Origin of the sequence: Actinospica durhamensis, from assembly GCF_018139695.1 — a bacterium.
In the GTDB taxonomy this organism is placed as follows: Bacteria; Actinomycetota; Actinomycetes; order Streptomycetales; family Catenulisporaceae; genus Actinospica; species Actinospica durhamensis.
Window position 1 is genome coordinate 1 of record NZ_JAGSOG010000266.1, and the last position, 11791, is coordinate 11791.

12 protein-coding genes are annotated in these 11791 nt (G+C 70.5%); 10 read left to right on the top strand and 2 right to left on the bottom strand.

Annotated features, from left to right (window positions below):
• The 5 genes from sucB to KDL01_RS33280 form a co-directional block, all read left to right on the top strand.
• On the top strand, window positions 1–972 hold a 972-nt coding region (gene sucB, locus KDL01_RS33260), incomplete at its 5' end, for a 2-oxoglutarate dehydrogenase, E2 component, dihydrolipoamide succinyltransferase (protein WP_212532654.1).
• A 140-nt stretch (window positions 973–1112) separates the two neighbouring features.
• Window positions 1113–1826, top strand: a complete 714-nt coding sequence (locus KDL01_RS33265) for a hypothetical protein (protein WP_212532655.1) — start codon at window positions 1113–1115, stop codon at window positions 1824–1826.
• A 253-nt stretch (window positions 1827–2079) separates the two neighbouring features.
• Complete coding sequence (locus tag KDL01_RS33270; RefSeq protein WP_212532656.1) at window positions 2080–3366, top strand: FAD-dependent oxidoreductase; 1287 nt, start codon at window positions 2080–2082, stop codon at window positions 3364–3366.
• Between the two features lie 64 nt (window positions 3367–3430).
• Window positions 3431–3715, top strand: coding sequence for a type II toxin-antitoxin system Phd/YefM family antitoxin (locus tag KDL01_RS33275; RefSeq protein ID WP_212532657.1), 285 nt, complete (start codon window positions 3431–3433; stop codon window positions 3713–3715).
• Window positions 3712–4125 (top strand): type II toxin-antitoxin system VapC family toxin, encoded by a 414-nt coding sequence (locus tag KDL01_RS33280; protein ID WP_212532658.1) that lies wholly within the window; start codon window positions 3712–3714, stop codon window positions 4123–4125. The genes KDL01_RS33275 and KDL01_RS33280 overlap by 4 nt, the downstream gene beginning before the upstream one ends.
• Before the next feature lie 109 nt (window positions 4126–4234).
• Here KDL01_RS33280 and KDL01_RS33285 read toward each other — a convergent pair whose 3' ends face one another.
• Window positions 4235–6388 (bottom strand): MMPL family transporter, encoded by a 2154-nt coding sequence (locus KDL01_RS33285; RefSeq protein ID WP_212532659.1) that lies wholly within the window; start codon window positions 6386–6388, stop codon window positions 4235–4237.
• Between the two features lie 122 nt (window positions 6389–6510).
• Between KDL01_RS33285 and lipB the strand changes: the two genes are divergently transcribed.
• From lipB to KDL01_RS33305, 4 genes are all read left to right on the top strand, one after another.
• Complete coding sequence (gene lipB / locus KDL01_RS33290; RefSeq protein WP_212532660.1) at window positions 6511–7269, top strand: lipoyl(octanoyl) transferase LipB; 759 nt, start codon at window positions 6511–6513, stop codon at window positions 7267–7269.
• Window positions 7270–7319: 50 nt separating this feature from the next.
• Window positions 7320–8264: a lipoyl synthase gene (lipA, locus tag KDL01_RS33295; protein ID WP_212532661.1), complete on the top strand. Its 945-nt coding sequence runs from the start codon at window positions 7320–7322 to the stop codon at window positions 8262–8264.
• Between the two features lie 120 nt (window positions 8265–8384).
• Window positions 8385–8633, top strand: a complete 249-nt coding sequence (locus KDL01_RS33300; protein ID WP_212532662.1) for a hypothetical protein — start codon at window positions 8385–8387, stop codon at window positions 8631–8633.
• Window positions 8634–8850: 217 nt separating this feature from the next.
• The gene (locus tag KDL01_RS33305) at window positions 8851–9597 is read left to right on the top strand and encodes a DUF4191 family protein (protein WP_212532663.1); all 747 of its coding nucleotides are present in this window, start codon (window positions 8851–8853) and stop codon (window positions 9595–9597) included.
• A gap of 135 nt (window positions 9598–9732) precedes the next feature.
• Here KDL01_RS33305 and KDL01_RS33310 read toward each other — a convergent pair whose 3' ends face one another.
• Window positions 9733–10284: an RDD family protein gene (locus KDL01_RS33310; RefSeq protein WP_212532664.1), complete on the bottom strand. Its 552-nt coding sequence runs from the start codon at window positions 10282–10284 to the stop codon at window positions 9733–9735.
• 264 nt (window positions 10285–10548) lie between these two features.
• Here KDL01_RS33310 and glnA point away from each other — a divergent pair.
• Window positions 10549–11791 (top strand): type I glutamate--ammonia ligase (gene glnA, locus KDL01_RS33315; RefSeq protein ID WP_212532665.1); only part of this gene is annotated, 1243 nt, incomplete at its 3' end.

An 11791-nucleotide genomic window follows, 5' to 3' on the forward strand; every position in this document is an offset into this window, starting at 1 on the left:
GCCCCGGCCGCGCCCGCCACGTTGAGCAGCGCGAACAGCGACGAGGGCCCCGGCCCTTACGTCACCCCGCTGGTGCGCAAGCTGGCCGCGGAGAGCGGCGTGGACCTGAACAAGGTCACCGGCACCGGCGTCGGCGGACGCATCATCAAGCAGGACGTGATCGAGGCCGCCAAGGCGCTGGTCCCGGTCGTGCCCGCGGCCTCCCCGGCCAAGCCCTCCGCCCCGAGCGCGCCGGCCGCCGTCTCGCCGCTGCGCGGCCGCACCGAGAAGCTCTCCCGCCTGCGCGCGGTCATCGCCAAGCGCATGGTGGAGTCGCTGCAGGTCTCGGCGCAGCTGACCACGGTGGTCGAGGTGGACGTGACCTCCATCGCCCGCCTGCGCGACCGGGCCAAGAAGGACTTCGCCGAGCGCGAGGGCGTCAAGCTCTCCTTCCTGCCCTTCTTCGCCGCCGCGGCGATCGAGGCGCTCAAGCAGTACCCGCAGGTCAACGCCTCGATCGACACCGAGGCCGGCACGGTCACCTACCACGGCTCGGAGAACCTCGGCATCGCCGTGGACTCGGAGAAGGGCCTGATGGTCCCGGTCATCAAGAACGCCGGGGACCTGAACCTGGCGGGCCTTGCCCGGGCCATCGCCGACCTGGCCGACCGCACCCGCAACAACAAGGTCTCCCCGGACGACCTGAGCGGTGGAACGTTCACGCTGACCAACACCGGTTCGCGCGGCGCCCTGTTCGACACCCCGATCATCAACCAGCCGCAGGTCGGCATCCTGGGCACGGGCACCGTCGTCAAGCGCCCGTCCGTGGTCAGCGACCCGGTGCTGGGCGAGGTCATCGCGGTCCGCTCGATGGTCTACCTGGCCCTGAGCTACGACCACCGCCTGGTGGACGGGGCCGACGCGGCCCGCTTCCTGGGCGCGATCAAGGCCCGCCTGGAAGAGGGCAACTTCGAGGCGGACCTCGGCCTGTAGGCCGCTTCGTTACCGTAAGCGCACCGCCCGAAAGGCGCCTCGTGACCAAATCGTAATCACGGGGCGCCTTTCGTTTGCCCTTCTCTCAGACGGCGTCAGTATCGTGGTGCGACGAGTTTGGGTTGCAGCCGAGGAGAAGCATGGCCACGCAGGGGAACAAGAAGCTCGCCGCTGAGCGCCGAGCCGAACTGGCCGCCAAGCAGGCGGCGATGGCGCGCGCGGAGAAGCGGCGGAAGGTCATGTTCGGGACGGGTGCCGGCGTGCTCGTGGCCGTCCTCGTGGTCGCGCTCGTGCTGCTGAACATCAGCCGCAACCACACCGACCAGGCCGCCTCCGTCGCGAGCAGCCAGACGGGCGAGTCGAACCTGCTGGCGCCGGTGTGGACCGGCCTCGACGGCCAGGTGATAGACGGTGTGGGCGTGAACTCGATGGAGCAGACCGCCTATCACATCCACGCGCACCTCGCGATCTACGTCAACGGCAAGCAGATGACCGTTCCCTACGGCATCGGCATCCAGCAGCCGTGGAGCACCACCTCGGACGGCAACGGCGGCGAATTCGTCGAGAGCGGTGCGGCGTTCTACTACCTGCACACCCACGACGACTCCGGTGTCATCCACATCGAGTCGCCGACCACCCAGACCTACAAGCTGGGCCAGTTCTTCGCCGAGTGGAACCAGACCCTCTCGGCCACTCAGATCGGCACGCACACCGGCAACGTGACCGCCTACGTCAACGGCACGAAGTACACCGGCAACCCCGCTGACATCACGCTCAGCTCGCACGCGGTGATCCAGCTGGACCTCGGCACCGTCGTGGCGCCGGCGCCGTACGCGTTCGCCAGCGGCCTGTAAAGCGCGCCTTCCGGCATTGGCCGGAATTCGCCCGAGCGCACCGCGATCCGACTCAGCGGGGCGTGTGACGAAAGATCGTCGCACGCCCCGCTGGGCTTTTCCCGCGGAATCTGTACGGTATTTCCGGGTAGGGGTTCGTCGGGCCGATTCGGCTCGGAGACCACCGCCATTGCGTCGCGCGAAGCGCACCGGCACGGCGTGTTTCCAATGGTCGTCATCGTCGGGCGAAAATCGAGTCGTCGCGGGAGCGTGGATGCGCGCGGACGTGGTAGTCATCGGGGGCGGGCTATCCGGGCTCGCCGTCGCGGCCCGACTGGCCGCGGCCGGCCTGGAGATCACCCTGGTCGAGGCGGACGAGGCGCTCGGCGGCCGGGCGCGCGAGGAGCGCGTGGGCGGCTTCCGGCTCGGCGGCGGGCACCTGGCGCACACGAGCTGGCCCGCGCTGGGCGAGCTGGCCGAACTGCCCACGGCCCGCACCACCCGGCTCACCCTGCACCCCTTCGCCCCCGGCATCCGCCTGGCCACCCCGGACGGCGCGCTGCGCTTCGGCGCCGCGCCCAACCGGCCGCAGCAGCCGATGGCGACGCTGCTGGCCCCGATCGGCACCGTCGGCGACAAGACCGAGCTGTCCAAGCAGTTCTACCGGCTGGCCCGCAGCCCGCTGGAGGCCACGCTCTCCGGTCCGGAGGAGGCGAGCGCCGAGTGCTTCACCACCCGCGGCTACTCCCCCGTGCTGGTGGACGGATTCCTGCGCCGCTATCTCACCGCCCTGAGCGCGGACGAGGACCTGGCCGCCTCCCGGCGCGGCGCCGACTGGCTGCTGCGGCTGCTGGTGCGCGGCCGGTTCGCGGTACCCGAGGGCGGATTCAACGCCCTGATCGACCTGCTGGCGGCGCGGCTGGGCCCGGACCGGATCCTGCTCGGCACCCGCGCGCACGAGGTGCACGCCGACCGGGTGGCCACCGACGCCGGCCTGCTGCGCACCTCGGCCGTGGTGGTCGCCGCCGAGCCGGCCGCCGCGGCCACCCTGTTCCCGGGCCTGCACGAGCCGCGGATGCGGTCCCTGACGACGCTCTGGCACGCGGTGGACAGCGCGCAGCTTCCGCCGACGGGCCTCGGCGCCGCCGTCCCGGTGCTGATCGACGGCGACGGCTCCTCGCCCGTGGGCCGCACCACCCTGCACAGCCGCGTCGCCGTGGGCAGCGCCCCGGCCGGGCGCGAACTGGTGTGCACCGTGGTCGCCGGCCACGACGGCAAGGAGCTCGACACGCTCGACCGCACCGTGCTCGCCCGGCTCGAGCGGATCCACGGCGTAGCCTCGCGCGGCTACGAGACCGTGCAGATCAGCCACCACGAGCGGGCCGTGCCCGCCCTCGACGCCCCGTACAACTTCGCCCGCCCGGTCCGCCTGATCGGCGGCCTCTACGTCTGCGGCGACCACCGCGGCCTGCCGAACGTCGAGGGCGCGCTGGCCTCGGCGGCCCGCGCCGCGGACGCGGTGCTCGCGGACCTGCGCCGGCGCGAGGACGCGGCGATGTGAGCACGCGGCGATGGGCGAAATCACACGTCGTGACGCGTAGGACGTTGTGTACTACACTTGGTCCATGACCACGACGATCCCGGTGCGGGAACTCAACCAGAACACCAGCGCGGTCCTCGCGCGCGTGCAGACGGGCGAGGAACTGCTGATCTCCGTCAGTGGCAAGCCGGTGGCCCGACTTGTGCCGCTGGACCGGACGGACAACTACCTGCTGGACCTCGTGCGCGAGGGTCGGGCGGTGGAGGCCACCGACACCAGCCCGTTCACCATGCCGCCGGTGATCGGTGATCCGACCGTGAACACGGCCGAGCTCTACGCGCAGCAGCGCGACGAGGACGAGCGCTGGTGATCTATCTCGACACCTGTGCCGCGATCAAGCTCACGCATGTGGAGCCGGAGACCGCGGAACTGGTCTCCTGGCTGGCGGCACGGCGCGGAACGCAACTGGTCTCCAGCGCGCTGCTCGAGGTCGAACTGGTGCGCGCGCTGCGCCGCAACGAGCCCGGCGCGCTGCCCCTGGTCCCCTCGGTCCTGCGCCGCGTCACCCGGATCGAGATCGATTCCGAGATCCGCAAGACCGCGGCGGCCTACCCGGAGCCTCTGCTGCGTTCCCTCGACGCCATCCACCTCGCCACCGCCCAGATCCTGGCCAGCGCCTCCGGCGAGGGGCTGGCCCACTTCGTCACCTACGACAAGCGCCTGGTCTCCGCGGCCCGGGCGGCCGGCCTGGCCGTGGCGCACCCGGGCGCGAAGTACTGACGGCGACGAGGTCGTCGGGCCCCACAGTCTCGCGGCGCGGCGAGGCCCTTGGGGACACGCTTTTCGTCCCCAAGGCTGCCTGGCGAGCAAGCCGCGATCTAGCACACAGTCACGCGTCCGTCGTCACCGCGTCCCGTTCCTGCGCCTGCGGCGGCGTGCGGTGGGCCAGGCTCGAGGGCCACCAGATCGACGGGCCCACGTCGTAACACAATGCCGGGACCAGCACCGTGCGCACGAGCAGCGTGTCGAGCAGCACGCCGAACGCGACGGCGAACCCGATCTGCAGGAACTGGGTCAGCGGCAGCGTGGTCAGCACCGCGAACGTCGCCGCCAGCACGAAGCCCGCGCTCGTGATCACCCCGCCGGTGACCGTCAGCCCGCGCAGGATGCCCGGCCTGGTGCCCAGCTTCAGCGTCTCCTCGCGCACCCGCGTCATCAGGAAGATGTTGTAGTCGATGCCTAGCGCCACCAGGAAGATGAACACGAACAGTGGATAGCTGTTGTCCTCGGTCGGCCGGTTGAACAGCTCCTGGCTGATGAACGCGGCCACGCCGAGCGCGGCCAGGAACGAGAGGATCACGCTGCCGAGCAGCAGCAGCGGCGCGATCAGGGCGCGCAGCAGGATGATCAGGATGACGAAGGAGATCGCCAGCACGATCGGGATCACCCAGTTGCGGTCGTGCTCGGCCGAGGCCTCCACGTCGATGTTCACCGCCGTGGTCCCGCCCACCAGCGCGTCGGCGCCGGGCAGCTTGCCCAGCTCGGTGCGCAGCCGGTCGACGGTGTCGCGCGCGGCCGGGCTGTCCGCGGCCTCGGCCATGGCCACGTTGTAGAGGTTCTTCTCGCCCAGCGGCGCGACCACGAAGCCGCCCTCGGCGTTGGGCGCGAGCCCCGGATCCGCCTTCAGGATCGCGGTCACCTGCGCGTCGGCCGAGGCGTTGGCCAGCACCTGGACCGGCTCCGTGCCGCCCTCCGGATAGTGCTTGTCGATCTGCTGCTGCGCCGCCACCGCGGACGGCGTGCCGCTGAAGGACTGCGCGATCGGGATCTGGCCCGAGTGCAGGTCAAGCAGCCCCAGGCTGAGCACCGCGAGCAGCAGCGCCGTGAGCACCCACACCCGCCGCGGCCCGCGCTTGATCAGCCCGGCGACCCGTCCCCACACGCCGATCCTGGGGTGCGCCTCCTCGCCGAAGCGCGGCACCGCGGGCCAGAACACCTTGCGCGGCACGATCACCAGCAGTGCCGGCAGCAGCGTCGTCATCGCGAGCAGCGAGCAGGCCACGCCGATCGCGCCGATCTTGCCCAGCCCGACGTTCGAGGCGAGCTGGGAGACGAGCAGGCCGAGCGTGGCCAGCATGACGGTGAGCGCCGAGGCCACGACCGCCGGGCTGGAGCGGCCCAGCGCGATCCGCATCGCGTCGTGCTTGTCCTCGTAGTTGTGCAGCTCCTCGCGATAGCGGGCGACGAGCAGCAGCGCGTAGTCCGTGCCCACGCCGAACACCAGCACGGTCAGGATGCCGCCCGATTGGCCGGAGACCACCACGTTCGCGTGCTGGACCAGCTCGTACATGATCGCCTGCGCGAGTTGGAGCGCGAACAGCCCGCAGACCAGCGGGAACAGCCAGAGGAATGGTGAGCGGTAGGTCAGCAGCAGGATCAGCACCACCACCGCTCCGGCGAAGAAGAGCAGCTTGGTATCCAGCCCGTTGAACGCGCTGTTGGCCGCGGCGTTCAGGGCGTACCCGCCGCCGACGTAGACGCTCAGCGAGCCCTGCTCGACCTTCCCGCTCGGCTGGGCGACCTTGTTGATCGCGTCGAGAGCCGGGTTGTAGTCGTAGGCCTTGCCGTTCACCTTCCCGGAGATCGGCACTTCCACCGGGATCTGCACGGACAGCGCCTTGCCGTCCGTACTGGGCGCCAGCGCGACGACCGGGCCGGACAGCCCCGGCACGGTGGCCTGGTACGCCGCGACGTCCGCCTTCACCCGGGCCCGGGCGGCGTCGTCGATGCCCGCCTCGTTCACGTACAGCACCGTGGCCGCGTCGCTGTTGGCCGGCGCTCCCGGGGCGTGCTGGAGGTAGTCGAGCACCTGCGTGGACTGCGCGCTGTGCGGCAGATAGGCGTCGGCGTTGTTCTGCTCGACGTTGTAGAGCTTGCTCGCGGTGCCGAAGGCGAAGAAGCCGATCAGCAGCCAGATGGCGAGTACCACCCATTTGCCCCGTCGACCGCTCGGCATCCGCAACAGTGACTGCAGCGTCCCCATACCGGACAGGGTTTCATCGGGGTGATCGAGATCACAAGTGCTGCTGCACCGAACGATGCCTGAAGGACGCGTGAAGCCTCGCGCGCCGGGGTCGCCCTCCGCGCGTGTCGTACCTTGGAACGGTGGGAGAACTCAGAATCATCCACGCCGGCTTCGGCGCCGACGGGGTCGAATATCAAAGCGCCTGGGCGACCCAGCGCGATCTGCACGCCGCGCGGGTGGCCGATACCGGCGCGGACACCGTGATGCTGCTCGAGCACAACCCGGAGGTCTTCACCGCCGGCAAGCGCACCGAGCCGCAGGACCGGCCGTGGGACGGCTCGCCGGTGGTGGAGGTGGACCGCGGCGGCAAGATCACCTGGCACGGCCCGGGCCAGCTGGTCGGCTACCCGATCGTGCGCCTGCCCGAGGGCGTGTACGTGGTCGACTTCGTGCGCCGGGTCGAGCAGGTGATCATCGAGACCTGCGCCGACCTGGGCCTGGCCACCGAGCGGGTCAAGGGCCGGTCCGGCGTGTGGGTCCCGGCGAAGGACGAGAGCGAGCAGGACCGCAAGGTCGCCGCGCTCGGCCTGCGCTTCGCCCAGGGCGTGACCATGCACGGCTTCGCGCTCAACTGCGAGAACGACCTCGGCTGGGCCCAGCGGATCGTCCCGTGCGGCATCGCCGACGCGGGCGTGACCACGCTCAGCCGGGAGCTCGGGCGCCGGGTCACGGTCGAGGAGGTGGTCCCGATCGTGGAGCGCCACCTGTACCTGCTGACCGAGCCCAAGGGCGCGGCCACCGACCGGGTGCGCAAGCCGGCCGAGGGCTCCGCCGCCCCCGCCGTGCCCGCGTCCGCCGACCCCGTGCCGGTCACGAGCACGTCCGCCGCGGCCGCCTGAGCGCGGTTAGGCTTTATGTTGGTATCTGAACTGCGAGGAGACGTGTTCCGGTGACGACGGTGAGCCCAGAAGGCCGAAAGCTGCTTCGCCTCGAGGTCCGCAACAGCGAGACCCCGATCGAGAAGAAGCCGTCCTGGATCAAGACCCGAGCCAAGATGGGCCCGGAGTACACCGCACTGCGCCAGCTGGTGCAGGACGAGGGTCTGCACACGGTCTGCCAGGAGGCCGGCTGCCCGAACATCTTCGAGTGCTGGGAAGACCGCGAGGCGACCTTCCTGATCGGCGGCGAGCAGTGCACCCGCCGCTGTGACTTCTGTCAGATCGACACCGGCAAGCCGGCCGATCTGGACCGGGACGAGCCGCGCCGGGTCGCCGAGTCGGTGGCCTCGATGGGCCTGCGCTATGCCACCATCACCGGCGTCGCCCGCGACGACCTGCCCGACGGCGGCGCCTGGCTCTACGCCGAGACGGTCCGCCAGATCCACGCCGCCGTGCCCGGCACCGGCGTCGAGCTGCTGATCCCGGACTTCAACGCGGTGCCCGAGCAGCTGGCCGAGGTCTTCTCCTCGCGTCCCGAGGTGCTCGCGCACAACGTCGAGACGGTGCCGCGGATCTTCAAGCGGATCCGCCCCGCGTTCCGCTACGAGCGCTCGCTCGAGGTGATCCGGCGGGCCCGCGAGGACGGCCTGGTCACCAAGTCGAACCTGATCCTGGGCCTCGGCGAGGAGCGCGAGGAGGTCTCGCAGGCGCTGCGCGACCTGCACGAGGCCGGGTGCGAGCTGATCACGATCACGCAGTACCTGCGGCCGTCCCCGCGCCACCACCCGGTGGAGCGCTGGGTCAAGCCGGAGGAGTTCGTGGAGCTGCGCAAGGAGGCCGAGCAGATCGGCTTCTCCGGCGTCATGTCCGGGCCGCTGGTGCGCTCGTCGTACCGCGCCGGACGGCTCTACCGCCAGGCGATCGAGGCGCGTGTCGAGCAGCCGACTGCGGTCTGAGGATTTACGCTGCGGTTACCAAAGCAAGGCCGACCGGTAACGCATGGTGTCGAGGGTGGGCTGTACCGCGTGGTGCGGGCGGCACCGCCACCGAGAAGAGACTTGGGGGTACGGCTGCAGATGACGACAACGACGATGGCGGCGGCGAGCGGCGTGGCGGCGGGAACCGCGTCCGCCGCGACCCGCCCCTCCGGCCGGCGCGCCGCCGCCCGGCGGGTGCTGACCACGGTGGAACGCCTGGTCTTCCGCGGCGACGCGATGGACGTGGCCCGCGCCAACGCCTGGGCCTCGGTGCTCAGCGACCGCGAGCGGGCCAGGCAGCGGGCCGAAGCCGAGGCGGCGCTGGACGCGGAGCAGCCGCGGGGCTGAGTGCGGCCCGGCGGGTTCGGCGTCTCGAGCTCGGGCGGTAGGCGGGGCCGGGCGGGTTTCCGGCCCTTCCGCCGCCCGCCGCGCGCCGGCTCTTGGCCCACCGCCCGCCCGCTCTGCACGCGTATCGGACACCCGTCGGCGCCCGTGACAACCCCCGAGCGTCGATAAACCCGATCGGGTTAGGAACGGGCGGGTCCGGGATCGTATCCTTCTTTCTATGGCCAACCCGTCCCCCGAAGACCTCACGCCGCCGCCCTCAGGCTGGCTGGCTCAGCTGCGCTATGCCTACACGCTCACCAAGAAGCTCGACTCGAAGCTCACGGTCGCGCTGCTCGGGTGGGGCCTGGGCGTCGGCGTCGTGGTGTTCCTGCTGCTCTTCCTGTTGCTGTTCGGCGGCTCCATCGCGGGCCTGGTCTTCGGCATCGTGTTCGGCATCATCGGCGCGCTGCTCGCGGCCACGATGACGCTCAACCGCCGGGTCCAGCGCGCCCAGTACAAGCAGATCGACGGGCAGCCCGGCGCCGCGTACTCGGTCATCGAGTCGGACCGGCGGATCAAGAAGAACTGGGCGCTGACCCCGGTCGTGCAGGTCAACCGGCAGCAGGACGCCGTGCACCGGCTGATCGGCCGCGGCGGCATCGTGCTGATCGCCGAGGGCGACCCGGCGCGCACCAAGCAGCTGGTCTCGGCCGAGCGCAAGGCCGTCGCCCGCTACCTCGGTCCCGACGTGAAGGTCGACGAGATCGTGGTGGGCCCGGACGAGGAGGCCGGCCAGGTCCCGCTGAACAAGCTCGTCCAGCTGCTGGCCAAGCGTGCCTACCGCAAGCAGCAGCTGACCAGCACCCAGGCGATGGAGTACAGCCGGCGGCTCGAGGCCATAGCGTCCAAGACCGGCCCCATGGCGAACATGCCCAAGGGTCCGCTGCCCAAGGGCGCGCGGATGCAGCGCGGCGGCCAGCGCTAGGCGAGCTCTTCCAGACGTTCAAGCACGAGAAAAGGCCCCTGACACAACTTCCCAGTCGTGTCGGGGGCCTTTGTCATACCGTCTGTCGTGCCGTTTACCGGCACTCGGCACTCGGCACTCAGCCGCGCAACGCCCTCAGCCGCGCAGTTCCACCGTGCCGGCCAGCCGGTCGTGCAGGCCGCGCCCGTCCCGATCCCAGATCACAGCCGGAACCACCACCAGCAGCAGCACCGTGCGGATGACCACGTTCAGCGGCGTCAGCGGGCTGCCCAGCTTGCCCACGCGCAGTCCGAAGATCCGCTTGCCGATGGTGTAGCCGAGCAGCGAGATCAGCAGCAGGTGCTCGGCCGCGAAGATCGCTATGACGCCCCACTGCCCCTGCGAGGTCGAGGAGTGCCAGCCGAACGCGCGGGTGACCAGCAGCGCCAGCCCCCAGTCGACCACGAGCGCGCCGAGCCTGCGGCCCTGCCCGGCCAGCGAGCCCGGGCCGTTCTCCGGCAGGCCGAGCCGTTCGCCGCGGTACGCGCCCGCCACACCGTCGTGCAGGTTGGGCCCCTCGAGCCAGCCGCCGAGTGCGGCGCGGGTGGAGGGGCCGGAGGGCGCGGGCGCGGTAGCCTTCGAAGAGGCCGTGGCGGAGGCCTTCGAGGAGGCCTTCGCGCGAGCCGCAGCCGTGGTCCGGTCAGTCATACGTTCCACGCTAGCGCCTGCGGCTGAAACCCCCGCGCGCGGGGGCGGCGGACCGCTCGGGCAGGGGCGGGCAGACCGCTCGTCCCGCGTGCCACGCGAGACTGCATGCCTCGCCCGACAGCCCGCTGATCAGCTGCGTAACATTGCAGAAACTCCACGGATACCCGTGGGAAACCGCCCCACCATAGCTTTTCGGACAGCGAGCTCAGCGCCGAGCGGCCCCCCTGTCGGAGGCGACGCGGAGGCCCGGCAGATGGAGGATGGATGTTCACCAACCCCGATGAGGTCTCCAAGTACCTCAAGGACGAGGGCGTCAAATTCGTCGACGTCCGCTTCTGCGACCTGCCGGGCGTCATGCAGCACTTCACCGTCCCGGCGGAGACCGTGGACGCCCGGTTCTTCACCGAGGGCTGCATGTTCGACGGCTCCTCGATCCGCGGCTTCCAGGCGATCCACGAGTCGGACATGCAGCTGGTGCCGGACGTCACCTCGGCCCGGCTCGACCCGTTCCGCCGGGAGAAGACGCTCAACATCAACTTCTTCATCCACGACCCGCTGACCGGTGAGCAGTACTCCCGCGACCCGCGCAACGTGGCGAAGAAGGCCGAGGCCTACCTCAAGGGCACCGGCGTGGCCGACACCGCGTACTTCGGCCCCGAGGCCGAGTTCTACGTGTTCGACGACGTGCGGTTCGAGACCAAGGTCAACGGCGGCATGTACCACATCGACTCCGAGGCGGGCTGGTGGAACACCGGCCGCGAGGAGCCGGGCGGCAACCAGGGCTACAAGGTCCGCTACAAGGGCGGCTACTTCCCGGTCCCGCCGGTGGACCACTTCGCCGACCTGCGCGACGAGATGGTGATCGCGCTCCAGGGCGTCGGCCTCGAGGTCGAGCGGGCCCACCACGAGGTCGGCACGGCCGGCCAGGCGGAGATCAACTACAAGTTCAACACCCTGCTGGCCGCGGCCGACGACATCATGCTGTTCAAGTACGTCATCAAGAACGTGGCCTGGGCGCACGGCAAGACCGCCACCTTCATGCCGAAGCCCCTGTTCGGCGACAACGGCTCGGGCATGCACTGCCACCAGAGCCTGTGGAAGGACGGCTCGCCGCTGTTCTACGAGGAGATCGGCTACGCCGGCCTGTCGGACCTGGCCCGCTACTACATCGGCGGCCTGCTGCGCCACGCCCCGAGCCTGCTGGCCTTCACCAACCCGACGGTCAACTCCTACCACCGCCTCGTCCCCGGCTTCGAGGCCCCGGTGAACCTGGTCTACTCCCAGCGCAACCGCTCCGCCTGCATCCGGATCCCGATCACCGGCTCGAACCCCAAGGCCAAGCGCATCGAGTTCCGCGTCCCTGACCCGTCCTCGAACCCGTACCTGGCCTTCTCCGCCATGCTCATGGCCGGCCTCGACGGCATCAAGAACAAGATCGAGCCGCTCGCCCCGGTCGACAAGGACCTCTACGAGCTCCCCCCGGACGAGCACGCCGCCGTCCCCCAGG

Excerpts from the sequence above, each read along its gene's own strand:
- KDL01_RS33265 (WP_212532655.1), top strand. The coding sequence starts at position 1,113 with ATGGCCACGCAGGGGAACAAGAAGCTCGCCGCTGAGCGCCGAGCCGAA.
- KDL01_RS33270 (WP_212532656.1), top strand. The coding sequence starts at position 2,080 with ATGCGCGCGGACGTGGTAGTCATCGGGGGCGGGCTATCCGGGCTCGCC.
- KDL01_RS33275 (WP_212532657.1), top strand. The coding sequence starts at position 3,431 with ATGACCACGACGATCCCGGTGCGGGAACTCAACCAGAACACCAGCGCG.
- KDL01_RS33285 (WP_212532659.1), bottom strand. The coding sequence starts at position 6,388 with ATGGGGACGCTGCAGTCACTGTTGCGGATGCCGAGCGGTCGACGGGGC.
- KDL01_RS33300 (WP_212532662.1), top strand. The coding sequence starts at position 8,385 with ATGACGACAACGACGATGGCGGCGGCGAGCGGCGTGGCGGCGGGAACC.
- KDL01_RS33305 (WP_212532663.1), top strand. The coding sequence starts at position 8,851 with ATGGCCAACCCGTCCCCCGAAGACCTCACGCCGCCGCCCTCAGGCTGG.
- KDL01_RS33310 (WP_212532664.1), bottom strand. The coding sequence starts at position 10,284 with ATGACTGACCGGACCACGGCTGCGGCTCGCGCGAAGGCCTCCTCGAAG.